Source organism: Shewanella woodyi ATCC 51908, from assembly GCF_000019525.1.
Classification (GTDB): Bacteria; Pseudomonadota; Gammaproteobacteria; order Enterobacterales; family Shewanellaceae; genus Shewanella; species Shewanella woodyi.
Map to the genome: position 1 here is coordinate 3,364,972 of NC_010506.1, position 26,656 is coordinate 3,391,627.

The window sequence follows — 26,656 nt, forward strand, 5'->3', positions numbered from 1 at the left end:
GCAGCGATATATCCATAAAAGTGCCAGGAGAGATTCTCTTGGCACTCCACTATCAGTCAGTTGTTCAAAAATTAATTTTTAGCCATAATGACGCAATTACGTCCAAGGCCTTTGGCTTGATACAGTGCTTTATCAGCATGCTCCAGGGCGCTGTGCCATTCAAGTGTTAGCTCTTTGGCGTCTAGAGGCTGGCTTATACCAATAGAAACAGTAATAGGAATAGTCAGTTTATCCATCACTAGTGGTTTATTGCATACAGCTAAACGTATACGTTCAAACTTAGCCAATAGCTCTTCTGAGCCGATAGACGTGTAATTTTGCGGCCAACAAAGCAAGATAACAAACTCCTCACCTCCCCAACGAACAACGAGATCGCTATCGCGAATATTTGCGTGCAGTGCTTTACTTATCTGTATTAGCACTTCATCCCCCATATCATGGCCATAAGTGTCATTAACAGCCTTGAAATGGTCGATATCGACAATGGCGATACAAGCCTGTGATGCCTGCCTCTGCGACAGTTGCGTAAGTTGATTTAAATAATCAAGAAAGTACCTTCGGTTATATAAGCCAGTCAAACTATCGATATGGGATTGCTTGTAAAGCTCATCATTTGAATCCTGCAAACTCTTGTTATGACTTTCAAGCCAATAGCGCTTTTTAACCAAAATAAAAATTAAAAATACCCCGACAAGGATTAGAAAAAACATCAACTTCTCACGGGTTCCCTGCTCTGCTAACTTAGCGGTCTGTAATGCATTTTCAGCCTCCAACAGTGCTAACTGTTGTTGGCGATATTTATCTTTATACTGCTCGCTTAAATTAAAAATCATCTTTGCTCGTCTATCAAACAGCAAAGCTTTATCTTCTATATTCGCCTGACGTTGATAAATTAAGGCTGTTTGAAAATCACCTTGCGCTTCAAAAGCAAGAGAATATAAAGCATAAACATCGGCCAAATTGGCCTGACTCTCCATCTCCTTATACAAGCTGTGACTCAAGTTCAACACCTCTATGGCTTCTTTATGCTGCCCTAAATGGTGCAAAGCCTTCGCCAGTAACCGATTACAATCACTATAAATAACAGGATAACTCTCAACCTGAGCATTGTTGAGGCATTGCTCGGCAAAGGTAATTGCACGTGGATATTGCTTGATCGAAATATAATAGTGAGCCCAAGCTAAAAGGTTGTTGAGCTTTATCCGTATATCTCCGGTGCGCTCACTGTACTTTTGTGCATTAATCAAATAGGGTTCACTCTCCTCTACCCTACCTAGCTGCTCTAAGATAAATGCCGCATTATTGTTAAAGGCCGTATACTGCTCATTACTGCCACCATACTTTTCAAGATGTTGTAGTGCATCATAATTTGACTCCCACGCCTTATCCCACTCCTCAAGATCTAAGTAAATAATTGAAATATTAGATAACACCTTGCTGACATAGGGATCTTCAGGATCAATCATAAAGATCTCAAGTGCACTCAAGTAGAGCTCAAGTGCGAGGTAATATTGATCCTGGAAATAATATAAGGCGGCTTTGGTGTTATATGACCTTGCCGTTAAATGATGAAACTGAACCGATTTCGATAAGCGGATTGCTCGCTCTACTAGATTAAGTCCATTATCGAAATTACCCTCTTTAGCCGCAAATGTTGCAAGCCACATATAGGCTTCAGCTTCCAACCAAGTCTGTTGCAGCTCTTTTCCAATCGAAAGCATACTCTCTATCGCTTGCTTGGCCTTTTTAGGTTGTCCACGGGATATCTCAATATCATGTAAGATACGAAAGTATGCGAATGCGTAATAGGGAGATTGTTGAAATTGCTCTGCCAAGATATATTGATTGAGTTTTTGCAGTTTAATTTTCGAATCGATATCTTGACTATCAAGGAGTTGCAATATTTTTTTGCCATTACTCAGTGTGGCAATATTAACAAAAGGAGTAAACTCCGTACTTTGAGCTATCAATGGCATTTGCCAAGCCCATATTATCAGAAGATATACAACTAACTTACCATTACGCATAGATGACTTCTTCAAAAATGAGAGATTAAAAATTCTTATCTCATGCAGCTACCAATCAGTTATAACCAGTTGTTTAAGTTTACAAAAATCAACAGGCAACCATAACAAATTTACACTTTATCCGTAATCTCTATCAGGTCAAATTTTTTACTATAAAAGTTTGAACTGTGTAACTATCAACTGCTTAATTAATACCTTTTCGACACTTGGTCAAAAAAATACAGCTGATTACGAATACCACAATGGATAGGCTAAAATGCGCACCCAAAGTAAAGATAATTCAACAATCAGACATGAAATACATAAACATTAAAAACAGACACATCAAAAAAATGAATTATCAATTAAAAAATAGCTAAAAAACGGATATTTCAATAAAAACAGATTTGGTATTCATGGGATTTAGTGGCACAGTAATACTCAATTAAGCGTTACACTTTTTTGCGGAGCAAGCCTATGTGTTCAATTTTCGCCATTTTAGATATTAAATCCGACTCAAGCCCACTGCGCCAAGTTGCTCTGGAGATGTCTAAGCTAATGCGCCATCGCGGTCCAGACTGGTCTGGAATTTACAGCTGCGACAGAGCAATCCTTGCCCATGAACGTTTAGCTATCGTAGACATAGAACATGGTGCCCAACCTCTGCTAAGTGAAGATGAGAGCATCATACTGGCGGTCAATGGTGAGATTTATAACCACAAGGATCTCAAGGCTGAACTCGGCGATAAATACAGCTATCAAACCAACTCTGATTGTGAAGTTATCTTAGCTTTATACCAAGAGTACGGTACTGAATTTCTAGACAAGCTAAACGGGATTTTTGCATTCGTTCTCTATGATAAAAATAAAGATAGCTACCTGATTGGTCGTGATCATATGGGGATCATCCCACTTTACTCAGGTCTTGATACTGAGGGGAACTTCTATATTGCTTCTGAGATGAAAGCCTTGATGCCCGTTTGTAAAACCATTGAAGAGTTCAAACCTGGTCACTACATTAGCAGCAGCGAAGGTGAGTCTGGCGTCTATACTCACTATTACCAACGCGATTGGAAAGAGTTCGACGCAGTAAAAGATAACCCTGCCAGTGTCGATGAGCTAAGAGAAGCACTGGAAGCGTCAGTTAAACGTCAACTAATGTCCGATGTACCCTATGGTGTACTACTCTCTGGCGGATTGGACTCTTCGGTTATCTCTGCGATCACTCAGACATTTGCAAAACGTCGTATCGAAGATGATGATGAAAGCGGCGCTTGGTGGCCACAGCTTCACTCCTTTGCTGTTGGCCTTGAAGGCGCACCAGATCTTATCGCAGCACAAAAGGTAGCCGATGCAATAGGCACCATCCACCATGAGATCACTTTTACCTTCCAAGATGGCATCGATGCCATCAAAGATGTGATTTATCACCTTGAAACCTATGACGTAACGACTATTCGTGCAGCCACACCTATGTACCTAATGGCAAGAAAGATTAAGGCCATGGGCATAAAAATGGTGCTATCTGGAGAGGGAGCCGATGAGCTATTTGGCGGCTACCTCTATTTCCATAAAGCACCAAATGCACAAGCGTTTCACGAAGAGCTGGTCCGAAAACTCGATAAGTTACATCTGTTCGATTGCCTTCGCGCCAATAAGGCGATGGCCGCCTGGGGATTAGAAGCCCGTGTTCCTTTTCTCGACAAAGAGTTTATGGATGTTGCGATGCGCATTAACCCTGAAGCTAAGATGTCTAAAGATGGCAAGATTGAGAAACATATTCTGCGCCAAGCGTTTGAGCATAAGTTGCCTCAAGAGGTTGCATGGCGTCAGAAAGAGCAGTTCAGTGATGGAGTTGGCTACTCTTGGATAGATGGCTTGAAAGACTTAGCTGCTGATAAAGTTGACGATCTCAAACTCGCCAATGCCAAGTTCAGGTTCCCCTACAACACGCCAGAGACAAAGGAAGCTTACTATTATCGCTGCTTTTTTGAGGAACACTTCCCACTCGCCAGTGCAGCAGAGACAGTGCCTGGCGGAAAATCGGTAGCGTGCTCGACTCCAGAAGCACTCGCTTGGGATGAAAGTCTGCAGGGCATTATTGACCCATCGGGCCGCGCAGTTCAATCTGTTCATGAGAGTGCCTATTAAATAATCACTCAATAATAAGCAGTGATGATCTTAATCCTAGAGGGCTAGATTATCGCTGCTTGTTGAGTTTAAGAATCATAGTGAATGCGATTATTTAGCGGGTAAAGAGATACAGCGCTGCATATGCAGGAAATCAATAACACTTAGAGGCTTGAAAAAATAGCTACCTTGAGCAAAATCACAATGATGATCTTGCAGGAAAACCAATTGACTATTGGTTTCAACCCCCTCCGCAATCACCTTAATCTCAAGCGAATGAGCAAGCTCGATAATCGTCGACGCTATGTTTCTATGGGATGGGTCAATGTCTAATTCGGCAATAAAGGAACAATCAAGTTTAATCACATCAATCGGGAGCTGCTGTAGATATTTAAAACTTGAATAACCAGTACCAAAATCATCCAGACTAATTGTGATCCCCATATCATGGAGCTCAATCACCGTTTTTTTCGCCACCTCCATATTGAGTAAAAATACCACTTCAGTGATCTCAATCGTGATAAACGATGACATTTTGGGGTAAACACTTAAGATCTCTTTTAAATCTTCCATGAAACTTTGTGATAGGAAGTGCGATGGAGAGATGTTTATTGTCAATTTTTGTAATCGTTTTGCTGCCATCATTCGGTCAATCTGCTTAGCCACCAGTTCAATAGAGAGCTTGCCTAACCGAGTAATTAACCCACTATCCTCAGCTATCGAAATGAACTTTTCAGGAAGCAGTACCCCTTTATTTGTGTGCTTCCAACGGATCAAGGCTTCAGCAAAGGTCACTTCACCATTTGACAGATCGATGATAGGTTGAAAGTGCATAAAAAACTCGTTTTCAGTGATCGCTTCACACAGTTCAGAGCTTAGTTCTGTTCGCTCCATATTTTTATTAATATGCTCCTGCTCACAAAACTGAAAGCCACTGCCCATGTGTTTCTCCCCCTTAGCTTTATACATAGCGAGATCGGCATTAACCATCAACTCATCACGTGTCATGCCGTACTCAGGGTAGAGTGCGATACCCATGCTTATTTTCGGGATAATTAAATTTTTCTGGTAATAGAAAGGTCTGGAGATGATTTCGAGTACTTGCTCACATTTTGTCACCACAGCTTGGCGATTAGCTATATTAGTTAACACAATAGAGAACTCATCTCCCCCCAACCTGGCAACGATGTCGCTCTCGCTGATATTCAACTTAAATTGATTAGCAATATGTTGCAGCAGATGATCACCAGCGCTGTGACCTAAAGTATCATTGACCTGTTTAAAGTCATTAAGATCAATCAAAATAACCGCTAGATGGCTCTGTTCTTTATCGGCAAGAGAGAGTGCAATATCCAGCTTTTGATTGTATAAAACACGATTCGGCACCATAGTCAGATGATCATAATGAGCCATCTTCTCAACCAACTTGGAGTTCTCAACTCGCTCGTCGATGTCACTGAAAGAACCTGCAATACGAACTACTTCGCCCTTGTCGTTCCATACCGCTTGGCCGACAATCCAAAACCATTTATAGCGCCCTTCACTGGTCAGCACCCGGCATTCAAAATCAAAAGCTTTGCCATTTCTAAAGTGATTTTTCAATACATGGAGTAGTGGCTTTTTGTCTTCATTATGGATAAAAGAGAGGTTTTTAAAACCAAATAGCAACTCCTCCCTGCTGTAGCCAAATAGTGCGATTAAACGATCACTAAAATACCAAGCATCCTCGTCAATATTCCTTTCCCAGACGCCAGCACTGGTCGCCCGCATGGCCAACTGAAACCTCTCCTTAGCATTCTTATGCGCTAAGCTCTCAAGCTCTGCATTAGTCTTGGCAATCTCAAGTTCACTAGTACGGGTTTTAACCATCTGATCAAGTTGCTCATTGATCTGCTGTAATTTCTGATTGGTGTTCCATAACTCCTTACTTTTTTCATTAAGGATCTGCTCCGCTTGCTGCCGAGCACGCTTCTCTCTGTCTATTCTTCGCAGAAAAACTTGTTCTCTGTCCTCAAGTGCACTCATAACTAACGAGGCGCTCGTGTAATATTAAAAATAACGTCGGTCTCGGAATCTTGAGTTTCCGGTGTCCGGCTAATAGTAAAGTCCTCTTTAAAATACTCTGCACAGCCATCGAGCAAGCCTTCAGCAAACGATGCAAATGGCCTTTTAGATTGATAATGCAGTCTAATGTCATTATCGCCTAAACGATCACAGGTAAATTTGGGTAATTCGGCTTGAGGATAAAGCTTATAAACCTCCACATGAATAAAGCTGTCTATTTTAGAAAGCAGATCGAAAGAGTCTTTCATCTCATTAGCAATTTCAGGGTGCCCCTCAATCAACTCCACAAACAGTTTTTTGCCAAATAACCTAACAAGCTCTGTCACAGGTACCGATGAAACCTCACTGAGCTTAACCACTAACTGAAGTAACTCTTGGTGATCATAACTGCCAACAGATGTATATATCCCTTCACTTTGTAACTCACATGACTCAAGTAAAGTATCTAAGGTTTCATATCCGAACTCATCTTCAATCAACTCCATTAACCCTGTGAAAACCATGCCCATCATAACATTAGCCCCTGTTTTAATAAGTAAAACACCTCTTTAATAGGCAAGGAGTACAACCAACATCCAACCCTTAACCCAAAAAAAATCGCAAGAGAGGTACAATATATAAAAAGTATAGTCGCTAAGTAGGTTATCGCTTACTCAGATAAGCGAGTGACGATAAAGTGAAGTTTACATATCCCAGTAGATAACTAGGTGGATTTAATAGATAAGATAAGAGGTAAATTGATGTTAAAGGAGGACAGTAAGGCCTTTAACCCTACTTTACTCGTTGCGATTTGGAGCGGTAAAATGAAAGCGTCGTCCTAGATATGAAAGACGAGTTTAGAGGTAATCCCACCAAACTGCTTTACCTTCCCAAGCGACGCCTCCAATGAGTTTCATTTTATACCAAGATAAGTAAAGAATCCACCTTCTGAAGAAGGTGGCTTTGTATTAGCCCCCTAAAAGGGGGCGTTATCTACTTCAAATCTAATTGCGGCTGCTCCTGTTTTTCAACCTTTTCTTGATGCTTTACATATCTTCGAATCACTTCCTCATTAATCCCCACTGTGTCAACAAAGTAACCTCTTTGCCAAAAGTGATTTCCCCATAGCTTATTTTTCCGAAGATACGGATACTTGCTAAACATTTTCAAAGCAATTTTACCTTTTAAAGCACCCATCAACTTTGAAATCGATAGCTTCGGAGGAACTTTGATAACCAGATGTACATGGTCTATTTGTACATTCAACTCTACAACCACACACCCTAACTGCTCACTATAGACATGAATACATCGGTAAACATCTTTTCCTAACTTATTCTTTAAAATCCTAAACCTATACTTAGGTGTCCAAACTATGTGATATTGACATCGCCAATACACATGCGATGCTTTCTCATATCTACTCATGTTTTTTATCCTCTATTACTTCGCTAAAAGTTAGAGTTCAATTAACATGAGTAGATATTCAGGCAAAGCCTAATTGATGATAACCACCTACTGAAGTAGGTGGTTTAGGGCTGAAAACAAAAAAGGAGCCTATACTCCTTTTTAGGCACTTAACATTAAATATTTAACATGGCTGCAATTAAACCAATCACACCACCAAATACCCCGCCCCACACCACTAACCAACCTAAGTGTTCACGGATCATCTCTTGAATAATGTCCTTCACCAATTCAGGCGTGAGCTCATCTAATCTTTGTGTGACTATTTCATTGACTTTAGTACGCATATCGTCAAGAACATCGGGGCGTTCAAGCTCACTCTTAACCAAGTTAATAAAATCTTCACTCTGTGATATATCCACTAAAGAGAGCTTCATCTTTTCAATAAAAGGTTCTCTTAATGGCGTAATCGCCTCACTACCACCAAACATGGCCAACATACCGCCTAATGAGGATTGCTCAACAGTGGTTACCAGCGCATCAAACGCCGGGGCCAGATCGATCTTTTCAATAACAGGTTGCAGGTTAATATGCGACTCAACACCTTCAGCTGATAAAAAGCGATCAATATTCTCATCGGTAAAAAACTGCTTCATCATTAAGTTAGCGATCCCAGTCTTAAACTCTTCGAAGCGTGTCGGGATCACACCTGAGCCATACAAGCCAGGTATTTTCTCAAACAGCATATGTACTGCTAACCAGTTAGTCACTGCACCTGAGAGGGCAAATAAGCCAACACTAAAAATGATCGGCTGTGCCAACAGATACCCAGATACGACCAAAATGGCCGCTATAAGATTAGTAATAACGCTCTTATTCAATCTCTTACTCCAACATTAAAAACTGAAAACAGCGCATGATATCATAAGGATCTCATCTTTCATCAATACTGGAGGAGGAGGAGAAAGAGAATAAGTAAAGAGGATATTAAATAAGCAGGAAGCCTTCGCCTTCGATGTTATCACGTCTTACGGCAACCACCTGAGCTTCATCGGCCAACTCTTTTGCTTTAGCCACTAAAGCTGTCGCGATCCCACTTCCTCGATAATCTTCAAGCACAAAAAGATCATCAAAATACCATAGAGGTTTAAGTAAAATTGTTGAATATGAAGGAAATAACTGAATAAAACCGACAGGAACATCGGATTTAAATGCTAAAAAGATCACTGAATCATTCTCAAAAAGCCTAGCTTGGATGAAGGCTTTGCAATCCTTAAGATTACTCTCCCTCCCCAAACACATGCGATACTCATCAAATAGAGTGGCTAGTGCGTTCAGGTCATCATCTATTGCTATTCTTATGTACATTTTCATTCCTTGAAATCAATTTTCCGTTTTAGCAACGATTATAAAGTTCAAACAGTTATAGGAGGGATAGTAACAACTTTTCTATGAGTTACAAAACCTTAACTTAGATTTATTTTTACTATCATCAAAATAAATCTATCAAGGATGCTATTTTAATTCTTCAAAGCTGGACTACACTTTAACTCAGGCAGAGGCCATCAACATCGAACTTAAGTCTAAAAACAACCCAGTATTAGATTGGAGTCAATGAAAGGCCTAAGAGCTCAGATTGAAATCACAACTCCGCTGAGCTGTAACGAAAGCATTTACCGTAACGCTATAGCCCATTCACACTATTTGTCGTTAAGGAGATAGATATGCAGTCACCATATAGTACCCCAGGAGCTTTAGGCTGGCATGAATTAACCTCTAACTCTTGTGAGGATGCATTTGGCTTCTATGGCAAAGTTTTTGGCTGGACATTTAAAACCATGCAGATGTCTCATGGCCCTTACCATATAATTGAAAATGAAGGTGTCGGCATAGGGGGAATCGCACCAAACCCCTGTCCGCAGCAGGAGAGTCATTGGACGGGATATATCACGGTCGATGATGTTGATGAAGTTGCAATAAAAGCAAAGTCTTTAGGTGGAGAACTGCTCTATGGACCTGAAGACATTCCTGAAGTGGGTAGGCTTTGTTGGATAAAAGATCCCCAAGGCGCCATCATTGCAGCAATTACCTATGAAAAAACAGATGATTGAGAATGCGTACTAGTTACCATCACGGGGAACCTTTCTCAGATCTTTATATTCATAAGAGAGCGCATGTATCCTATCAAGCGGCGTTCCATTTAAGAAAACAAGCTCCTGTCCTTTATTAACAAAGTTAGGCTCTCCACAAAGAAATACACGTTGTGGGGAGTCAGACAGTGTCTGGCTATCAAACTGATGAAAGCTCATCGCCACCTCAAATGGATCCCCTGTCTGTACCCTTGTCGAGCTCTTACCGCTTCCCATCTGCTCCACACAAGCTAGATAGGTCATATTTCGGTGCTCTAACATTAGCTTTAATAACTTACTATGGTGATAAAGATCCGCTTCATTCTTAGCCCCGTGGTAGAGGTAGATCTCCCCTTTGTGCCCTTGGGAAAGCGCATCTCTTATTATTCCGTAAACAGGTCCAAGTCCCGTTCCGGTACCAATTAATATCAAGGTGTCATTTTTATACTCGCTCCTATAGCAACAATCCCCCCAAGGGCCTTGAATAAGCAAGCTTTCACCGACACTGGCATGATTAAATAACCAATCACTGAACTGACCATTGTACTTTCTGCGAATATGCAGCTCTATCAGTTTGGAGTCAGGGTCGTTGGTTATGGAATAACTACGGGTCAGACCATCAAAACGACGCAAGTTAATATATTGACCCGCACTGTGACTCACCTCTTCGCTGGGTTCAACGAGGATCTTAACCACAGAGTCAGAGAGGTATTGCTTCTCATGTATATGGGCTGTAATAAACAAATTTTGTACTAAAATGGATTTAAGCTTAAGGTCCTGTGTCGGTTTACATTGGCATGCGCAGATATACGCATCGGATTTAAGCTCACTGGTCAGCCCTCTTTGGGCGCCAGAGGGAATATCTCCACCGGTATGCTGTACCAAACAGGTTTTACACGCCCCTTTCCTACATGAGTAGTTCAAAGAGTGACCTTGGCGGATCAGCGCATCGAGAACGGTTTCGCCCTCCAGAGATTCAACACTTTGTTCATCAAAATAAAATCGAGTCATTTTCACTTCACCCAACCAAATGATTTGTTACATATATTTGCAGAAACAGAGAAAAAGACGAGTCTATCTAGTTGATAATGAGTGTTTATATTCTATCAAGTTAGGTAAAATACTCTCTCTTTAAATATCTCTATACGATAAAGGTAAGTATGTCTGCTAAACCCAAAAAAGCGATAAATTTAAAACAAATCTATCGTCAACTCCCCCGTTACCAAAAACTTTTAGTTCTGGTATTAGCACTCTACTTATCATTCGTTACCTTGCTTGGCCTACTTATCCCTTCGATAGCCGAGCAGCAGCTTCCTATTCAGCTAAGCGAGACATTAAAACGACCCGTTAGCTTAAAAGATGTTTCAATCAACCCCTTTAATCTTCATGTATCACTCACAGAGCTGCACATTTTCGAAGAGGACAACACCAAGTTTACTGGCTTTGCTGCACTCAATTTCGAACTAAGCTTTTGGCACTCACTGATAAATGGCGCCATAAGCATCAAAGATGTGACATTAACAGGCCCTTACCTGCTCGCTGAACGTTTAAGCCAGACTGAGGGGGCTGAATTTAACTTCTCTGATATCATCACTGAGATGACTAACACCACAACAAGCGCACCCAGCGAAGAGAATCCCGCAACACTTCCCCATATCATGGTGGAGAGATTAGCGATTGTCAGTGGAAACCTTAACTTTATAGATACCCTTACTGATAGCCAGTTAAGTTACCCAGATATTAACCTTGATATCAAGGGGTTCGATACATTAACTGAGATAAGTAACCAACAAAATGCCGCCAATAGGTTTTCAATTCGTTTACAGGGTAAAAATGGTGGTGAGATAGCCACTCAAGGCCAACTTCAGCTCTCCCCCCTAAATATCACGGGATCACTACAGCTTAAGGAGATAGCTTTACCTGAGTTTTGGTCATTTATCTCAGAAGAGTTTCAGGCTCACTTAGACACAGGCAAGTTTAATTTCAGCACAGATTTTGCCCTGTCAATGAGTGAGACTTCGGTTGAGCAGCCACTAATCCTGACAACAAGTCAGGGACAGTTTGCACTAAAAGATATCCTATTTACTCATGAAAATCGTCCACTTATCTCTCTGCCACTTTTTGCAGCAGAAAATATCGCACTAAATCTAAGTCAGCAGCAACTGCAGATCTCACGGCTCTATAGTGAGAAATTGACTTTAGATGGTCATGTCTCTGCTGCAGGTCTAGACCTTGTGCCACTGTTTATGCCTAATTTTATCTCGACTAAGACAAAAGAGCCTGGCGACACACAAGCTGCAGAGGTAAACACTGAAACATCTACACCTTTACCGAAGTTAGCTGTCATCGATGAGCCTAGCGTCGAAACGGCGTCTACTTGGTCCGCGATAATTGACAAAGTCGAACTCAAAGAGTTCGATATCAAGGTAACAGAAAACCTTGCGTCAGATAACACTCAATGGCAGGTTTCTCCCCTAAACCTCACAACAGGTAAGATCTATTCTGACCTTAGATCTCCGGTGCAATATCAACTAGATTTAGCCATTAATAGCGCAGGACAGTTCAATGCTAGTGGGGAGTTAAATCTCAAACTGCAACGTATAGAGAGTAAAATATCTCTTGAAGATTTCTCACTTCCCCAGCTTCAGGCTTATCTCTCTCCTTACCTCAACATACAGTTAGAGCAAGGTAGGTTAGATGCACATGGCGTTGTTAAAGCCAGCTCTATCGATGATCTAGTCTTCAGTGGTGATGCGGCGATTAATGATCTATTCGTCAAAGATACGATACAAAACAAAGCGCTATTAAAATGGCAATCTATGACTCTCAGTCAGCTGAGTTTAAATCAAAGTAAACACCTCTTATCCATCGATGCGATAGATTTTGTCAAACCTTACAGTCGACTCATCATTGCAGAGGATAAATCCACTAATATTGGCGGATTGGTAATTGCTCAGGCTAGCGATGAAGCAAATCAAGAGAGGCTAGCGAAGTCAAAGCAAGATAAGCTGAAAATTCTGATTGGAAAGCTTGGGTTTACTCAAGGCTCGACCTTCTTCGCCGATAATTCACTCACTCCCAACTTTGCAGCCAGTATTGAACAACTAGAGGGGCAAGTGAGTCAGTTATCTTCAACATCAACATCACCTGCTAAAGTTGATATCAAAGGAAAAATTGATAAATATGCGCCTGTTACACTCAAAGGAGAGATAAACCCACTACTTGAGATGCCCTATCTGGATCTTGCCCTAAAATTTGCAAATGTCGAATTAACCTCTGTCAATCCCTACTCAGGCACCTACGCAGGCTACTATATCGATAAAGGTCAGCTTTCTTTAGATCTAAACTACCAGTTAGAGGAGAACAAACTGCAAGGCAGCAACCATATGGTGGTCGACCAACTGACCTTAGGAGAGCGAAGTGACAGTAGTTTAGCCACTAGCCTGCCTGTCACCCTTGCGATTGCACTACTACAAGACAGACACGGTGTTATCGACCTTGGTCTTGATGTCTCAGGCGATCTGGACTCGCCAGAGTTCAGTTTCGGTGGCATTATTTTGACCGCATTTACCAATGTGATCACTAAAGCCGTAACCGCCCCCTTTAGCCTGCTTTCTGGGATCTTTGGCGACAGTGACGCGTTAGATAGTATCGCCTTTGGCTCCGGTTTAGCCAAGATTAGCGACAGCGAAGCTGACAAACTTGAAACCTTAACCAAAGCACTAACAGAACGTCCTAAGCTGACCTTAAGTGTTGAAGGTGCCATTGACCCAATTGCAGATAGCCAAGAGCTTAAAATGCATATGCTCACTCAAAAATTGGCTCAAATCGGAAAAATTACTCCCGATGTCATGCCACGTAAACTGTCAGCAAGCCAGTTTCCAACTCAAGGCCCTCTATCAGATGCGCTTATCTCCCTCTATGAGAGTGAAGTTGGCAGTAAAGCTGATGAGATAAAAGCACAGATAATGGCAAAAAATGAACAAGATGAAACTCAATTAAGTGATGAAGAGCTCAATATCCAATGGCATATCGCCCTGTATAATTTAGTCTTGAATCATCAAGAGGTCGATGAGCTTATGTTAGGGGATCTAGCCACCGAACGAGCCCTTGCGGTCAAGGCACACTTAGTGGATATCAATAAATTGGAACCATCACGGATATTCCTTCTCGATAGCCGCATTGATACTAATCAAGGTGCTCAGGAAGCAATATTAACCTTAGGGGCAGAGTGATCCCAACAACATGAGTATTTAATCTTAAGCTTGCATGGGTTACACTCTGGCCGATTTCGATTCTATCAGAGGTAACCCATGTTTATTGTTCGTTGGTTTTTAGGTCGCATTATCTTACTGCTCAACTTTATCTTCACACCGAAGAAGCGTAAACGTCCTCAGGATGAGCAAACCATGATAGATGCAGCGACTGAGCAGTTAGCCCTATATCAATATAAAGCCTGTCCCTTTTGCGTAAAAGTACGTCGTGCAATGCGTAGACAAAGCTTAAACATTGCAACCTTAGATGCAAAACAAGATCCTCATAAAAGCACCTTAGTCAGCGAGGGTGGACAAGCAAAGGTCCCCTGCCTTCGTATCGAAGAGAATGGAGAGATACGTTGGATGTATGAGTCTTCAGATATCATCAACTATCTGGATAAACGATTCGCGTAATAGACAAAACTAAAAAGCGACCCATACAGGTCGCTTTTGTTTTTAAGCTAATAATTTTATAGCCCCGCCATCATACCTTTAAGCACCAGATCTTGGTAACTCACTAAACCTAAAATCTCACCATTTTCAACCACTGGTGCCTTAGAGATCCCAAAGCGTTCAAACAAACGCGCACAGTAACGTACATCCATCTCAGCATTCACTGAAAAAACGGGTTTTAGCATGATCTCATAGATATTGACCCGCTCAGGAGCCTTATCTTTTGCCAAAACTTGCTTAGCAATATCACTCATCAACACAATACCAAACTCATCATTTTCATGGCGTTTATTAACAAACAGAACTTTTACATCCTGCTCAATAGCATGTTTGACAGCATCAGCGACGGTATGAAGACCATCGACCATGACATACTTGTTTGTCATCACATCTGAGTTTCGAACGACTTTACGCTGACTCATATCTGGTCCTCAATATCTTTGCTTATCTCTCTCACTTGATGGGCAACGCCCACAGCGTCTTCAACATCTATCTGTATCGCAATCCCCTGTCCGGGATTAGTGTCAAACTCGCCGACACGATTAATGGTTTCGAGTATCACACGACTCTTATGCTCCTCCACCAAAAAGAGCACCACATCTCGTTGTACATCCAATGTGAGTCCCATAAAGGTTTTCTTCTTCTCCAACCCCTCACCTCTAGCATGATTGATAACGGTTGCCCCTGTCGCCCCCGCTTCTCTCGCCGCATCAAGGATACGGTTAGTGGTACTATCATCGATAAAGGCAATAATGAGTTTAAAACGCATCTTTAACTCCCAATAATCTCTTTTATTAACTATTCAGTTGTTTGCAAATCAACGCTGCTTAAATCCGATTATCAATCAGACTAAGGCGTATTGTTTTGCTCCTTCACTGAGCGTCTTTTATCTAAGAGTTCAACAATTTGTGCATAGCCCATCACACTTATCATAGGAAAGAGGCTCGCAAATGCAATCAAACCAAACCCATCGATTAACGGATTACGCCCCTCTACGTTTGTTGCTAAACCTAAACCCAGCGCAGCAACGAGAGGCACTGTAACTGTTGATGTCGTCACGCCACCTGAATCATAGGCCAGTGGAATGATCATTTTGGGGGCATAAAAGGTCTGGATAACCACTATGATATAGCCCGCCATAATGTAGTAGTGAATAGGGTCTCCAACCACAATCCTAAAACAGCCCAAAGCTATGCCAAAGGAGACCCCTATCGCGACAGAGATCCGCAGCCCTTGAACCCCAATAGCCCCCGCTGAGACCTCATTGGCCTTTATTGCCACAGCGATTAATGACGGTTCAGCTATCGTAGTACTAAAGCCTATTGCAGCCGCAAATATATATACCCACAGATAATCCTGCCAAATTATCGCTTCATCCGGTCCTAAGTTGGGGTGGATGAACTCGACGCTAGTTAACTGCTCAGCCATGGTTTCGCCAATGGGAAAAAGTGCCAATTCAAGCCCCACTAGAAATAGGGTTAAGCCGACAATTACATAGAAAAAACCCAGCACGACTTTATGCCAGTTTGCAATAGGACGTTTTAATACACCAAGCTGAAAGCCAAACAAAATTACCGCAATTGGGATCACATCTCTGGCGGTCAATAGCAAGGTGTCCAGTAAGCCTTTAAGCATCTCCATCAAAACACCACCATGCCGTAGATAAGTACAAAGATCATTGGCGTCAAACTCGCAAATGCGATCAAGCCAAACCCATCTAACATCGGGTTCCTCCCCTTAATCACACTGGCGAGCCCCACCCCTAGAGCAGTCACTAAAGGCACGGTAATGGTTGAGGTGGTCACCCCTCCAGAGTCATAGGCGACTCCAATAATACTTTCAGGTGCAAAGCCAGTCAGTACCATGACGGTAACGTAACCGCCTATAATCAGGTAATGAATTGGCCAACCTTTTAAGATACGCACCACACCAAGCAAAATAGCTAAGCCAACTGAGATAGCGACTGTAAGCCTCAACCCCATCGCATAACTGTCCATCGACGCTTTATCTTCATTAATTGCCCCCGCCTCTGCCGCCACTTGTGCCGCTTCATTTGCAACAGCTGTCAAGGCAGGTTCAGCCAGTGTTGTGCCAAACCCCAAGGAAAATGAGAACAGGACTAACCAGAAAACGCTCCCCTTACGGGCAAGAGCTTGCGCCAAGGACTCACCAATGGGAAACAGCCCCATCTCCAGTCCAAAAACAAAAAAGGTCAACCCAAAGACAATAAACACAAGGCCTATCATGATAGAGAACAGATCAGTGGGGGCTTGTTGCAGAATAAAAATTTCAAAGAAGCTCACCACCAAAATGATGGGAACAAGATCCTTAAAACTTGACAGCAAAGATTGCAGCAGTTTGAAAATAGCGGCCATTAACACTCCATGTGGCTGTTTAACTTAGATAAAACTTAAGTAAGCAAATCTAAATTAAGCTAAAAGTCATCGAGCAAAACCTAAGGTAAATATGGCGTTAAAGCCTGTATTTCAGGTCCTACCTTCCTCTGAATATGACTCATTTCAGTGTGCCATTTGAGTCGTAAATAGCAAGAATTAACCAGTACGATTTGCCTATTACTTGAGCGAAATCAAGTTTATCCCCTTCAATTCAAGTTAGGAGGGTTAAAGGTAAAAGATTGTCAGTATGATGCAAACTTGTTGAAAATTGAGTTATGCTGCATAAAGTTAATTGAGACTGATGGTGGGACACGGACTGTACATTCCCTGCAATAGCAACCTCAGTCAAACAGATGTCGACACTAAAATAATAAGAACAGATATGCTTAATAATAAAATTGCCCTTATGCTTTCACTTACTCTGCTCACGGCTTGTGCGAGTAAAAAAACCGATCCTGAGGATTTTAAGCTCAGCGTCAAAGACAGGTTTAGTACCAATATAAAGGGTGACGGTATTAAGCTATTTACCTACAAGGCCCAGCTTGCCAACCTTGCAGAACCTGATTTTCCTTTACCTCATAATGAACGAATTGAGCAGGTAAAGAGGAAGAGCCGAGCACAATCTGGTAAACGTTATAAGCAACCCGACCTCAGCGATTGGACTCAACAGATAGAGCTAGGCCTCTCTAAAACCTTAGCCATGACAGGTTACTGCCGAGAGGGATTTATGGAGCTAAGTCGTATTATTGAGGTAGGCAGAGCTGAGATCCGTGGTGAGTGTAATGAAGGAGCAACAGAAGCCGATAAGCAAAAATTCTCCTCATAATAATGTAGCCGCGCATATTTGTGGCTTGATGGAGCAGATTAAGTTAAAATCCGCTCCCGGATTTACAATCCAGCCACAGAAGCTAAGCTGGCTGGAGAGATAGCAGCATATTGGTAGAGAGCTATGAACAAAAAACAGAAAATGATCAAACTTACGGCTAAACGTGCCAAGGCCCGTAAAAATAAGCATACAGCTCCTACAATCAAAAAATATGTCTCTAAAGGCGATCGCGCAAAAGCCCTAGCTCAAGAGCAGGCAGAAGCTGCACTATCAGGTAAGCAAACTGCTGAAGAGGTGCAAAGCACTACAGAAGCAGAGCAAGAGCAGCAAACTGATACGCCTGAAACAAACTAGAAGATCCCATTACAAATAAAAAAGGGAGCTTAGTAGCTCCCATTTTTATGCGTGTCACTGAGGCGTCAACTGGCTTTATCACCTGTCGGCTTTATAAACTCTCTCACTTCGCTCCCAGCTTCTGCATCTTGCTCCTCTGTTATCTGCGCCATCAGCGCACATGAGGACGATAATGCATTAGTACTACTCGGGCTTAACTCGGTATCAAACTCATCTTGCTCATCACTCACAGTGGATGCGAGCTCTTTCGATGCATCAGCTCTTACCTTGTCCACTAATCGAAAAGCAGTATAAACACCTAATATTGCGAAAATTATCGCCCCGATAACTTGCCCCACCAACACACCATAAACCCCTCCCCACTGAGCGCCAAAATAGACAAATGGGATAGTACCTATGGTCGCTTTACCCACATTAAAAAAGGTGGAGTACTTTGCTTTACCTAGATTATTAAAAGAGGCATTAGCCACAAATAACGCACCAGAAAAAACAAAGAAAACGGCAATATAAGTACAAAAGAACCGAATAATTTCCGCACTGTCTCCCTGCATATCAAATACAGAGATAATCTGATCCTGTAACAGCATTAAGATCAAAGAGACGCCAACAACGTACATGGCACAAAACTGCAGGGCTTTGGTTAAGCTCTCTCTCACTCGATCAAATTCATGAGCACCATAATTCTGTCCTACAATAGGGCCAACGGCTCCCGATAAAGCGAATATCATTCCAAAGCAGACAGGAACTAAACGCCCTAATACCGCCCAGCCAGCAACATAGCCATCACCAAAATCTGCAATCGCTCGGGTCACTACAGCATTACCTATGGGCGTGGCGATATTGGTTAGCATGGCCGGCGCTGCAATTGCGAAAATAGCGCTAAGATCTGTCTTAAAACTCCCAAAATCAAACTGCCCAAACAGTTTGTGCTTGACGATAACACCGCGCGCAGCGATAAACAGCACCCCCGCCCTAGCCAAGACAGAAGCAACCGCCGCCCCCTCTATCCCCATCCCCAATGCAAAGATAAAGATGGGATCAAACACCAAATTGATCCCTCCACCACCAAGCGTTGACATCATAGAGAGCTTGGCATCTCCCACAGCTCGAAGTGCAGCGCCCAGTGCCATAGCAAGGCAGATAAGTGGCAGTGAGGGCACTAAGATATAGAGATAGCCAGCAGCAAGCTCTGCGGTATGTCCTGTCGCTCCAACTAAAGAGAGCAATTCTGGAATAAAATAGGTCACCACAGCCGAGACTAACAGTGACATCAAGAGTGTCACAACGGCGCAATTGAGTAGTAAGCGCTTAGCTGCCTCCATCTGTTTGGCACCGATAGCACGGGATACCAGTGCACCAAGTGCTATGGATAAACCAATACCTATGGAGGTGGTAAAGAAAGAGATAGTTCCGGCATAACCGACCGCAGCAGCAAGCTCCTGCTCACCGAGTAAGCTCAAGAAGAAAATATCGATTAAATCGACCACAAATAGCGCGGATATCCCCACCGCTGAAGTCGAACTCATCACTAAGATGTGACGCATTATCGAACCTTGAACAAATTTAGCTGTAGTCATCTCTATCCTTGAACTTATATTATTAATATTTGGTGCTATATTTCCGCTTCCAACTCACTACCGCAATGATCGCAGTAGCAGGCATCACTCTCATGACCTGTTTTAAGACAGTTACTACAGCGACGAAGATCTTTACTTTTTCCCATCTCTTGGGAGATCTCTGCCGTTAAAATACCTGTCGGGATCGCAATAATCGAATAGCCAAGCAGCATGGTAAATGCAGCGATGGCTTGACCTAGGTTAGTACCAGGAGTGATATCGCCATACCCCACCGTGGTGATGGTCACTATGGTCCAATAGATAGACTTAGGGATTGAAGTAAACCCATTTCCAGGCCCTTCAACCACATACATTATTGCACTGAGCACCATCACGATCAGACTGACAGAGAAAAAGAAAATAAACACTTTGCGACCAGACTGTAACATAGCTCTGAGCAATACATTGCCTTCACTAAGATATCGTAACAATTTCAGCACTCGGAAGATCCTGAACAACCTCAGAATACGAATGACTAACGTAAAGTTTGCTCCAGGGAAGAGCAGTGCCAGATAACTCGGCAAAATAGAGAGCAGATCGACAACCCCATAGAAACTCCTCACATATTGCACTGGTTGAGCAGAGCAGTAGAGTCTCAACAGATACTCGATGGTAAAAACAATGGTAAAAAACCACTCTAATACACTAATTAGTTGGCCATACTGGCTATTTATCGAGGCAACAGTATCGAGAAATACTAAGGTCACACTCAAAATAATGCAGATGATTAAACTGATATCGAAATAGCGACCGAGTCTCGTATCTGTACCAAATATCACTCTTCTTAACTTAAGCTTTATCGTGTCTTCTTGATTTATTTGCGTATCTTGTTCCATGAAACCTATTCCCCACCATTGGAATCAAGTATTTTGCCACTATTAACCCATAATACCAATGGCAGCACCTGTGACAGAAAATTCGATTTAAGCAGCACACTTAGGTTACTATACTAAAATACGTTAATTCGATTATTGAGCTTCACAATACATGTACAGAACTCTTTTACTGCTCACCTCTCTATTTTTACTCTGTGCTCTACAACCAAGCATGGCTGCCAGCTCAAAACAGCACTCCCCCGATAGTTCATCAACCTCAAGCTTAGGAAAAGTAGATCTTGTCGTTGTAACAAAGTCAGAAGCAAAAATGGTGTTAATGCGTAACGGAAAAGTGATGCGTCAATACCGGATCGCCATGGGCGATAGACCCAAAGGCCACAAGCTTAAAGAGGGAGATCAGCGCACTCCAGAAGGCCGTTATATCTTAGATTACAAAAAGTCCGATAGTGCTTATTACCGCGCAATCCATATCTCATACCCCAATGATGAGGATAAGCTCAGAGCCAAAGCTCTGGGCATTAGCCCTGGGGGACAGATCATGATCCATGGGCAAAACCCCAACTCATCTCTGACACCTGAAGAAGCGCAGAAATTTAACTGGACCGATGGCTGTATCGCCATCACTAATCGACAGATGGATGAGTTATGGGGCTCAATTGAACCTGGTACTCCCATTGAGATCTGGCCTTAGTCAAAAACAATAAGTATCCAAACACTCAGAAAAACCAATCAATACACTGGAAATGAAAGAACTCATTAATGAATAACTCTCTTACTCTTGCTGATTTACATAGCAGTTGGCCTGACTTTACTCACAACATTAATCTCTTTTTAGAGGAGCTAGGCTTAGACCAATTAAGCCTTGAATGTGATCATGCAGCACTCAGGGTAAATAGCACTTCAGTTGCCGATGAGCTCAGTAACGCACTGTGCAACGATGGAGTGGTGATCTCAAACAATATGATTAATGGTCGCCCAATACTCATTATCGAGCTCAATACACCACTGCAACTAACTAACCTCACCATTGACTGTATTGAACTCCCCTATCCTGGGAGTAAACAGTACCCTATCGAAGGTTGGGAACATATCGAATTAGTATTGCCATGTCAGGCGAATAACTGTGAGCAATTAACCCAAGCGTTAGTTGAAAGAGTGCCCCATTTAGCCGATGTGATTGATAATAAAACGGAGACAAAGGTTAAATTAAGCTCACCATCAGGGGAGTATGAACGCCTTGCCAATCCAACCATCGCCTTTAAAAAGGGCAATATCTGCATCAAGGTTCACCCCCACGGCATTAAAGAGGTGATTGCTTCAGAGCAATCATAAGCTCGGAGTAGAGACACAAAAAAGGTGAGCCAACGGCTCACCTTTATCGACAGTTCAACACTGACTTACTCTATTTTCTCGATATAAAGGATCACTTCCCCAACCTTAAAACCAAACTTTGTCATCTCAGTTTTATTGAATAGACGCTGCTCATCAAACAGAAACATCCAATCATCAAGTGTTACTTGCAAACTCTCTCCATCTACCTCTATCTGCAGATCATATTGCCAAAAGAGTGCAGAGCCTCGAGTTTCCCCATACGCCCTACCTACCACGTCACCAGCTTCACCAACATAGAGACTCTCCCCCTCTTTAGTCAGCTGCCAAACCCGAGTAGAACTCTCGCCATCATCAAACTCAAACCACTCTTTAATCTCACCCTTATCTCCCTGCCAATTAGCATCAATATCGGCTTTAAAGCGGCGCAGCAACTTACCTGAACGATCTAGTACTATTCCGTAAGCCACTAGCTTGCCATTGAAAAACTCATTCAAATGAAGCTCTGGAGTGGTTTCCTTATAATCCTCTAAGCTAGGCGTACTACAAGCGGCCAGACACAGAGCAAACACTGTCAATAGATACCTTTTAAACAATATACTCACTCTACGTTCCCCATTAACTTCGCCCTTAATTTAGGCTTTGTGGTCTTCTCTGATAGCCAGATATCTAAAAATGCTCTGCCAAACTGATTATCATCTACCTGTCCCAGCCTTTTGACCGTTTGACCCTCTTGCCCCGAATAAAACGTACTCTCACCGTCTTTACTAACATAAATAATCAGCTCATCACCTTTGCTGATATCCGGCCAGATAGTGGGTAACTCTGCAGTCCACTGATTTATTAGCGCCTGATTGATCCCAAGGTGGAGCCATTGATCTTTTGTCGCATCAATTAAATCATCGCTATCAATATCTCTGTAGTACTCTATCTTCAATGCTTTGGGAAACGACTCCTCTTGGTAAGGAAGTGATTCAACATAAAGCTCTGCTCGATAGATGGTCCAAAAAAGATAATCCATCTCGCCTTCACCAGATTTAATCAGTTGAGGAAATGGTGAAGCACTAACACTCAATGAAAATATCGATAAAACAAGATACAGTATTTTCATCATGCCCCCTTTTTATCCAGTGCAAAATCAAGTCTCAAGTGCCGATACCCAATCACTAATGAGGGTAATAGGCCTGCCCAAACTGCGGCTAAAATCAGTAACCCATTAAGCTCAGCCACTCCCCACTCTAGTGCACCAAGCTCTGCACCCAATCGATAGCTTAGTGGACCAGCAATCGCGCCGATTAGTGCACTAAGAACAAGTGGCATAGCCATCAACCACTTTAGACTGTGGTTGAAACTGATAATAAACATGACCCAAATCAGTATTAACCAAAGTGGGAAGACCTCAGCAGAGGTATGAAATACCCCTAAATCTATCAACACTTTATCTACTGCCACACCGATTGGCAGTAAAATAAGCAGCCGAATATCTTCTTTTACAGTTGGCGATAATAAGAGGTGCAGTAAAAAAATGGCTATCAAATAGGGCCACGCTGTATCGGTGTATATTGCCGATACAAACCAAGTCGCCTGAAACAAAACAAGATTAATAAGCCAAAATCGTTTCATTTTTATAACCTATATGCTCAGGCTTTCGAGCCACGACATGATGAGTACTGATCACTCGTTCAAGAAAAGCCCCTTCACAATAAGCAAAATAAAATAACCACAAGCGCTTAAACTCTTCGTCATAGCCTGTTGAGGCAAGATAATGCCACTCCTGCTCGAACCTCTCTCTCCAATCATTCAATGTTCTGGCATAGTGAACACCAATATCATCCATTGCATCAATCACCATATCCGTATCACTGGCTATATGATGCGCCATGATATTAACTGAGGGTAAACAACCACCAGGAAAGATGTATTTCTGAATAAAATCAACACTACAGCGATATTTATCATAACGTTGATCAGCGATAGTAATCGCTTGGATCAACATCTTGCCATCAGGCTTTAACAAACCACTACAGATACTAAAGAAGCCTTTTAGATACTCATGCCCTACCGCTTCTATCATCTCTATTGACACAAGTTTGCTGTATTGCCCTTCAAGCTTGCGATAGTCAGACTTAAGCAAGGTTATCTGCTCACTCAGACCCAGAACCTCTATTCGGCGTTTAGCATAGAGATATTGTTCATCGGATATCGTAGTAGTCGTTACTTTGCAGCCGTAATGAGTAGCTGCATGTATTGCCAAACCGCCCCAACCTGTCCCTATTTCAATAAGATGATCTGATGGATTCAGTTCCAATTTCTGGCATATCTCATCCATTTTATTGAGTTGAGCACTGTCTAAATCCTGAGCTTTGTCACTGTAAATGGCACAAGAGTAGAGCATTTCAGGGTCAAGAAAGTGCTTATATAGATCATTGCCGATATCATAGTGAGCAAGAATATTTTGCTTTGAGCCCTTCTCAGTATTGGCATTTTGAAAGCGTAGAAACTGATTCTTTAATTTACTCAACCACTGAGTCTTACTATCTAACTCATCCAGTTGAGACTGATTTCTTGCCATTATCTGAATCAAGGTGGTTAAGTTACTGCAGGTCCACTGCTGAGCAATGTAGCTTTCAGCGCCGCCGATACTCCCATTTTGAATAAGAGCACGGTAAAACTCACTGTCTAATACCACTATTTTACTTTTCAGCTCTGAGTGAATATCGCCAAACCCCAAAGTACAACCCGCTTCATCAATCTCAACATAGCCACCTTGAAGTCGAGATAGTACCTTATGCAGTAGCAGTCGATACCGGTCAATTAACCAAGAGGACTTAACTAGGGATATCTGTTTTTGCGTACTTTCCATTGTTAACCTCGATAGTACATTCAATATGTTAAAGTGTGACTTACCCTTCAGGGTGAGCAATAAAAGGAACTTTTTTCAAAAACAGTTTTAACGCTTGCCAATAGATCCCGAATACAATATTGACACTCATAACAGGCAGGCTTAACCAAGTTTTAAACAGGTGACGTCGGCTAATCTCCCGCTTATTCAACGCCAAACTGGCTTCAAACTGCTTGCCCTCTTTATGATTTTCAATCCGTACAAACGCTTTATCTGAAGGCGGAATAACTCGCCAGTGATAACGCATATCCATCTCCATAAACGGCGACACATGAAATGCTTTATCAATCACCATATCCCCTTTCATATCAATAAGGTAGTAATGGCATTGGTTCCAAGGAGTATTACTCACTTCAGCAAGCATATACTGACAAACATCGTTTTTGTCGTAACAAAAGTAAAAGTTTATGGGGCTAAAATAGATACCGAAACAGCGACACTGAACTAGCATCAATACTCGACCATCTATCGGTTTACCGCCTAACTGTTCAACTTTATTAGCAATACGTTCTTTAAGCTCTCCTGGTTCACTTTGGAGGTAATCTTTTTCACGAAAACGGATAGGGTTAAACCAATTTAGCCCTAAGATATAACTTTGATGAAATACCTGTTCCTGCTCATCAATATCGATAGCCATCATGTAGATAGAGTAAGTGAATTCATGTTCAAACGTTCCCTGCCTACGGTGATACACCAGCCCTTGGTAGATGCCACTTTTCATAAAGTAAGTCCAAAACGTTCAGTCACGTCTACCGCACTGTGAACGCCGTCTTCATGGAAACCGTTATACCAATATGCACCAACAAAATGGGTATTATGCTTACCGCAGATCTCTCTTCTTCGCTTTTGAGCGTTAACCGTATTGCTGTCTAGCACCGGATGATCATATTCAAAGCGTCTAAGAATCTTCTCTGGGTTAATGTAAGCGGTTTGATTTAAGGTCACACAAAATGCACTTTTCGATTCAATTCCCTGCAATATATTCATGTTGTAGGTCACATTAGCTAAAGAGTCTTTTTGACCATCAAGCATATAGTTCCAGCTTGCCCATGCCAGCTTTCGTTTAGGCAATAAAGACTCATCGGTGTGCAGTACTACTTCATTACTCTGATAAGGTATCCCTGATAACACCTGAGTCTCTTTCTCAGATGGGTCCATCAGTAGTGACAGTGCTTGATCTGAATGACAGCTAAAAATCACTTCATCAAACACCTCCACTCGCCCGTCATTAAAATAGAGCTGTACCCGCTCCTCTTTACGAGTCACTCCAATGAGGTTAGCGTTAAGCACAACTGGCTGCGTTAACTGCTCAGTTAACTTGTCGACATAGGAGCGAGAACCGCTAGGCACCACATACCATTGGGGTCTATCGACAATATTTAGCAAGCCATGGTGATAAAAAAATTGAATAAAGAAGGAAAGCTCGAAGGTCTGCATCTTTGCCAAACTTGTTGACCAAATTGCCGCCCCCATTGGTAAGATGTAGTGCTGGCTAAAAGTGGTGGAAAATTGCTGTTCAGCTAAGAACTCACCGAGTGTAAGTCCTTGTGGAATAGAGTCTGATTCATGCAGTGCCCTGCAACGATTATTGAATTTGATGATATCGGCAATTAATCGCCAGAATCTAGGTCTGAAGATGTTTCGGCGCTGGGCAAATAGTGAGTTGATACCATGGCCGTTATACTCAAAACCTGTGCTTCTGTCATGCACACTAAAGCTCATCTCAGTCTCTTGTCTTTCAACACCTAAACGGCGTAACAGCTTATTAAAACGCGGATAAGTTCTATCATTAAATACGATAAAACCAGTATCTATGGCGTAGTTTTTACCACTATGCTCTATATCGACGGTCGCGGTGTGCCCACCAACATAATCATTCTTTTCAAATACAGTGATTTTATGGCTTTTATCTAAAAGGTAAGCACTGGTTAGTCCCGATATTCCAGAACCAATAACGGCAATATTTTTCATCA

The 26,656-nt window shown here is 42.1% G+C and carries 27 protein-coding genes; 8 read left to right on the forward strand and 19 right to left on the reverse strand.

From position 1 onward, the window contains the following. Positions 1 to 71 precede the first annotated feature (71 nt). Positions 72 to 1,976 (reverse strand): tetratricopeptide repeat-containing diguanylate cyclase, encoded by a 1,905-nt coding sequence (locus SWOO_RS14195; RefSeq protein WP_229377238.1) that lies wholly within the window; start codon positions 1,974 to 1,976, stop codon positions 72 to 74. 507 nt (positions 1,977 to 2,483) lie between these two features. Between SWOO_RS14195 and asnB the strand changes: the two genes are divergently transcribed. Beyond that, a complete protein-coding gene (gene asnB, locus SWOO_RS14200) occupies positions 2,484 to 4,157 on the forward strand; it encodes an asparagine synthase B (protein ID WP_012325361.1) in 1,674 nt (557 codons plus the stop codon). Positions 4,158 to 4,247: 90 nt separating this feature from the next. Here asnB and SWOO_RS14205 read toward each other — a convergent pair whose 3' ends face one another. The 5 genes from SWOO_RS14205 to SWOO_RS14225 all read right to left on the reverse strand — a co-directional run bounded on the left by SWOO_RS14205 (position 4,248) and on the right by SWOO_RS14225 (position 8,954). Then, on the reverse strand, positions 4,248 to 6,161 hold the full coding sequence (locus tag SWOO_RS14205) for an EAL domain-containing protein (RefSeq protein ID WP_012325362.1): 1,914 nt from the start codon (positions 6,159 to 6,161) through the stop codon (positions 4,248 to 4,250). A 2-nt stretch (positions 6,162 to 6,163) separates the two neighbouring features. After that, the gene (locus tag SWOO_RS14210) at positions 6,164 to 6,712 is read right to left on the reverse strand and encodes a heme NO-binding domain-containing protein (protein WP_012325363.1); all 549 of its coding nucleotides are present in this window, start codon (positions 6,710 to 6,712) and stop codon (positions 6,164 to 6,166) included. 460 nt (positions 6,713 to 7,172) lie between these two features. After that, positions 7,173 to 7,607, reverse strand: coding sequence for an IS200/IS605-like element ISShwo2 family transposase (tnpA, locus tag SWOO_RS14215; RefSeq protein ID WP_012325364.1), 435 nt, complete (start codon positions 7,605 to 7,607; stop codon positions 7,173 to 7,175). Positions 7,608 to 7,762: 155 nt separating this feature from the next. Then, complete coding sequence (locus tag SWOO_RS14220; RefSeq protein ID WP_012325365.1) at positions 7,763 to 8,467, reverse strand: hypothetical protein; 705 nt, start codon at positions 8,465 to 8,467, stop codon at positions 7,763 to 7,765. A gap of 106 nt (positions 8,468 to 8,573) precedes the next feature. Continuing rightward, entirely contained in the window at positions 8,574 to 8,954 is a 381-nt protein-coding gene (locus SWOO_RS14225) for a GNAT family N-acetyltransferase (RefSeq protein WP_012325366.1), read from the reverse strand. A gap of 356 nt (positions 8,955 to 9,310) precedes the next feature. Here SWOO_RS14225 and SWOO_RS14230 point away from each other — a divergent pair, with 356 nt between their 5' ends. Next, positions 9,311 to 9,697 (forward strand): VOC family protein, encoded by a 387-nt coding sequence (locus SWOO_RS14230; protein WP_012325367.1) that lies wholly within the window; start codon positions 9,311 to 9,313, stop codon positions 9,695 to 9,697. A 9-nt stretch (positions 9,698 to 9,706) separates the two neighbouring features. Here the strand turns inward: SWOO_RS14230 and SWOO_RS14235 are convergent, their stop codons facing one another. Further along, on the reverse strand, positions 9,707 to 10,726 hold the full coding sequence (locus SWOO_RS14235) for a 2Fe-2S iron-sulfur cluster-binding protein (RefSeq protein ID WP_012325368.1): 1,020 nt from the start codon (positions 10,724 to 10,726) through the stop codon (positions 9,707 to 9,709). A gap of 149 nt (positions 10,727 to 10,875) precedes the next feature. Between SWOO_RS14235 and SWOO_RS14240 the strand changes: the two genes are divergently transcribed. Together SWOO_RS14240 and SWOO_RS14245 are read left to right on the forward strand one after the other, a co-directional pair. Beyond that, positions 10,876 to 13,950 (forward strand): DUF748 domain-containing protein, encoded by a 3,075-nt coding sequence (locus SWOO_RS14240; RefSeq protein WP_012325369.1) that lies wholly within the window; start codon positions 10,876 to 10,878, stop codon positions 13,948 to 13,950. A 78-nt stretch (positions 13,951 to 14,028) separates the two neighbouring features. Beyond that, entirely contained in the window at positions 14,029 to 14,385 is a 357-nt protein-coding gene (locus SWOO_RS14245; protein ID WP_012325370.1) for a glutathione S-transferase N-terminal domain-containing protein, read from the forward strand. Between the two features lie 56 nt (positions 14,386 to 14,441). Here SWOO_RS14245 and SWOO_RS14250 read toward each other — a convergent pair whose 3' ends face one another. The 4 genes from SWOO_RS14250 to SWOO_RS14265 all read right to left on the reverse strand — a co-directional run bounded on the left by SWOO_RS14250 (position 14,442) and on the right by SWOO_RS14265 (position 16,799). After that, the gene (locus tag SWOO_RS14250; protein ID WP_012325371.1) at positions 14,442 to 14,846 is read right to left on the reverse strand and encodes a CBS domain-containing protein; all 405 of its coding nucleotides are present in this window, start codon (positions 14,844 to 14,846) and stop codon (positions 14,442 to 14,444) included. Further along, complete coding sequence (locus SWOO_RS14255; RefSeq protein WP_012325372.1) at positions 14,843 to 15,193, reverse strand: P-II family nitrogen regulator; 351 nt, start codon at positions 15,191 to 15,193, stop codon at positions 14,843 to 14,845. Before SWOO_RS14255 ends, SWOO_RS14250 begins: the two co-directional genes overlap by 4 nt. A gap of 80 nt (positions 15,194 to 15,273) precedes the next feature. Further along, positions 15,274 to 16,065 carry a DUF1538 domain-containing protein gene (locus tag SWOO_RS14260; RefSeq protein ID WP_012325373.1) on the reverse strand — a complete coding sequence of 264 codons (792 nt, stop codon included), beginning with the start codon at positions 16,063 to 16,065 and terminating at the stop codon, positions 15,274 to 15,276. Continuing rightward, positions 16,065 to 16,799 carry a DUF1538 domain-containing protein gene (locus SWOO_RS14265; RefSeq protein WP_012325374.1) on the reverse strand — a complete coding sequence of 245 codons (735 nt, stop codon included), beginning with the start codon at positions 16,797 to 16,799 and terminating at the stop codon, positions 16,065 to 16,067. Before SWOO_RS14265 ends, SWOO_RS14260 begins: the two co-directional genes overlap by 1 nt. Positions 16,800 to 17,202: 403 nt before the next feature. On the opposite strand from SWOO_RS14265, the gene SWOO_RS14270 reads away from it, so the two are divergent. Both SWOO_RS14270 and SWOO_RS14275 read left to right on the forward strand, forming a co-directional pair. Further along, positions 17,203 to 17,646, forward strand: a complete 444-nt coding sequence (locus tag SWOO_RS14270; protein ID WP_041417666.1) for a hypothetical protein — start codon at positions 17,203 to 17,205, stop codon at positions 17,644 to 17,646. Between the two features lie 123 nt (positions 17,647 to 17,769). Further along, positions 17,770 to 18,000 carry a DUF2986 domain-containing protein gene (locus tag SWOO_RS14275; RefSeq protein ID WP_012325376.1) on the forward strand — a complete coding sequence of 77 codons (231 nt, stop codon included), beginning with the start codon at positions 17,770 to 17,772 and terminating at the stop codon, positions 17,998 to 18,000. A 65-nt stretch (positions 18,001 to 18,065) separates the two neighbouring features. On the opposite strand, the gene SWOO_RS14280 is transcribed toward SWOO_RS14275, so the two are convergent. Together SWOO_RS14280 and SWOO_RS14285 are read right to left on the reverse strand one after the other, a co-directional pair. Next, complete coding sequence (locus tag SWOO_RS14280; protein ID WP_012325377.1) at positions 18,066 to 19,577, reverse strand: MATE family efflux transporter; 1,512 nt, start codon at positions 19,575 to 19,577, stop codon at positions 18,066 to 18,068. A gap of 35 nt (positions 19,578 to 19,612) precedes the next feature. Continuing rightward, a complete protein-coding gene (locus tag SWOO_RS14285; protein ID WP_012325378.1) occupies positions 19,613 to 20,452 on the reverse strand; it encodes an ion transporter in 840 nt (279 codons plus the stop codon). Between the two features lie 211 nt (positions 20,453 to 20,663). Between SWOO_RS14285 and SWOO_RS14290 the strand changes: the two genes are divergently transcribed. Next, entirely contained in the window at positions 20,664 to 21,143 is a 480-nt protein-coding gene (locus tag SWOO_RS14290; protein ID WP_049774471.1) for a L,D-transpeptidase family protein, read from the forward strand. Between the two features lie 68 nt (positions 21,144 to 21,211). Next, positions 21,212 to 21,784, forward strand: a complete 573-nt coding sequence (locus SWOO_RS14295) for a VOC family protein (protein WP_012325380.1) — start codon at positions 21,212 to 21,214, stop codon at positions 21,782 to 21,784. A 65-nt stretch (positions 21,785 to 21,849) separates the two neighbouring features. Here SWOO_RS14295 and SWOO_RS14300 read toward each other — a convergent pair whose 3' ends face one another. The 6 genes from SWOO_RS14300 to SWOO_RS14325 are packed head-to-tail and all read right to left on the reverse strand — an operon-like array spanning position 21,850 to position 26,654. Beyond that, entirely contained in the window at positions 21,850 to 22,386 is a 537-nt protein-coding gene (locus tag SWOO_RS14300; protein WP_012325381.1) for a DUF3833 domain-containing protein, read from the reverse strand. Next, positions 22,383 to 22,895: a chalcone isomerase family protein gene (locus tag SWOO_RS14305; RefSeq protein WP_041417667.1), complete on the reverse strand. Its 513-nt coding sequence runs from the start codon at positions 22,893 to 22,895 to the stop codon at positions 22,383 to 22,385. The genes SWOO_RS14300 and SWOO_RS14305 overlap by 4 nt, the downstream gene beginning before the upstream one ends. Continuing rightward, positions 22,892 to 23,404 (reverse strand): DUF2878 domain-containing protein, encoded by a 513-nt coding sequence (locus SWOO_RS14310; protein ID WP_012325383.1) that lies wholly within the window; start codon positions 23,402 to 23,404, stop codon positions 22,892 to 22,894. The genes SWOO_RS14305 and SWOO_RS14310 overlap by 4 nt, the downstream gene beginning before the upstream one ends. Next, positions 23,382 to 24,644, reverse strand: a complete 1,263-nt coding sequence (locus SWOO_RS14315) for an SAM-dependent methyltransferase (protein ID WP_012325384.1) — start codon at positions 24,642 to 24,644, stop codon at positions 23,382 to 23,384. Before SWOO_RS14315 ends, SWOO_RS14310 begins: the two co-directional genes overlap by 23 nt. 40 nt (positions 24,645 to 24,684) lie before the next feature. Beyond that, on the reverse strand, positions 24,685 to 25,404 hold the full coding sequence (locus tag SWOO_RS14320) for a DUF1365 domain-containing protein (RefSeq protein ID WP_012325385.1): 720 nt from the start codon (positions 25,402 to 25,404) through the stop codon (positions 24,685 to 24,687). Further along, positions 25,401 to 26,654 (reverse strand): NAD(P)/FAD-dependent oxidoreductase, encoded by a 1,254-nt coding sequence (locus SWOO_RS14325; RefSeq protein WP_012325386.1) that lies wholly within the window; start codon positions 26,652 to 26,654, stop codon positions 25,401 to 25,403. The genes SWOO_RS14320 and SWOO_RS14325 overlap by 4 nt, the downstream gene beginning before the upstream one ends. Positions 26,655 to 26,656: the final 2 nt, after the last annotated feature.

Coding starts and splice junctions, on each gene's coding strand:
- SWOO_RS14210 (WP_012325363.1), bottom strand. CDS start 6,712: ATGATGGGCATGGTTTTCACAGGGTTAATGGAGTTGATTGAAGATGAG.
- tnpA (WP_012325364.1), bottom strand. CDS start 7,607: ATGAGTAGATATGAGAAAGCATCGCATGTGTATTGGCGATGTCAATAT.
- SWOO_RS14205 (WP_012325362.1), bottom strand. CDS start 6,161: ATGAGTGCACTTGAGGACAGAGAACAAGTTTTTCTGCGAAGAATAGAC.
- SWOO_RS14295 (WP_012325380.1), top strand. CDS start 21,212: ATGAATAACTCTCTTACTCTTGCTGATTTACATAGCAGTTGGCCTGAC.
- SWOO_RS14310 (WP_012325383.1), bottom strand. CDS start 23,404: ATGAAACGATTTTGGCTTATTAATCTTGTTTTGTTTCAGGCGACTTGG.
- SWOO_RS14250 (WP_012325371.1), bottom strand. CDS start 14,846: ATGAGTCAGCGTAAAGTCGTTCGAAACTCAGATGTGATGACAAACAAG.
- SWOO_RS14280 (WP_012325377.1), bottom strand. CDS start 19,577: ATGACTACAGCTAAATTTGTTCAAGGTTCGATAATGCGTCACATCTTA.
- SWOO_RS14290 (WP_049774471.1), top strand. CDS start 20,664: ATGGCTGCCAGCTCAAAACAGCACTCCCCCGATAGTTCATCAACCTCA.
- SWOO_RS14315 (WP_012325384.1), bottom strand. CDS start 24,644: ATGGAAAGTACGCAAAAACAGATATCCCTAGTTAAGTCCTCTTGGTTA.
- SWOO_RS14320 (WP_012325385.1), bottom strand. CDS start 25,404: ATGAAAAGTGGCATCTACCAAGGGCTGGTGTATCACCGTAGGCAGGGA.
- SWOO_RS14230 (WP_012325367.1), top strand. CDS start 9,311: ATGCAGTCACCATATAGTACCCCAGGAGCTTTAGGCTGGCATGAATTA.
- SWOO_RS14270 (WP_041417666.1), top strand. CDS start 17,203: ATGCTTAATAATAAAATTGCCCTTATGCTTTCACTTACTCTGCTCACG.
- asnB (WP_012325361.1), top strand. CDS start 2,484: ATGTGTTCAATTTTCGCCATTTTAGATATTAAATCCGACTCAAGCCCA.
- SWOO_RS14260 (WP_012325373.1), bottom strand. CDS start 16,065: ATGGAGATGCTTAAAGGCTTACTGGACACCTTGCTATTGACCGCCAGA.
- SWOO_RS14325 (WP_012325386.1), bottom strand. CDS start 26,654: ATGAAAAATATTGCCGTTATTGGTTCTGGAATATCGGGACTAACCAGT.
- SWOO_RS14225 (WP_012325366.1), bottom strand. CDS start 8,954: ATGTACATAAGAATAGCAATAGATGATGACCTGAACGCACTAGCCACT.
- SWOO_RS14235 (WP_012325368.1), bottom strand. CDS start 10,726: ATGACTCGATTTTATTTTGATGAACAAAGTGTTGAATCTCTGGAGGGC.
- SWOO_RS14240 (WP_012325369.1), top strand. CDS start 10,876: ATGTCTGCTAAACCCAAAAAAGCGATAAATTTAAAACAAATCTATCGT.
- SWOO_RS14255 (WP_012325372.1), bottom strand. CDS start 15,193: ATGCGTTTTAAACTCATTATTGCCTTTATCGATGATAGTACCACTAAC.
- SWOO_RS14285 (WP_012325378.1), bottom strand. CDS start 20,452: ATGGAACAAGATACGCAAATAAATCAAGAAGACACGATAAAGCTTAAG.
- SWOO_RS14275 (WP_012325376.1), top strand. CDS start 17,770: ATGAACAAAAAACAGAAAATGATCAAACTTACGGCTAAACGTGCCAAG.
- SWOO_RS14265 (WP_012325374.1), bottom strand. CDS start 16,799: ATGGCCGCTATTTTCAAACTGCTGCAATCTTTGCTGTCAAGTTTTAAG.
- SWOO_RS14245 (WP_012325370.1), top strand. CDS start 14,029: ATGTTTATTGTTCGTTGGTTTTTAGGTCGCATTATCTTACTGCTCAAC.
- SWOO_RS14195 (WP_229377238.1), bottom strand. CDS start 1,976: ATGCCATTGATAGCTCAAAGTACGGAGTTTACTCCTTTTGTTAATATT.
- SWOO_RS14305 (WP_041417667.1), bottom strand. CDS start 22,895: ATGATGAAAATACTGTATCTTGTTTTATCGATATTTTCATTGAGTGTT.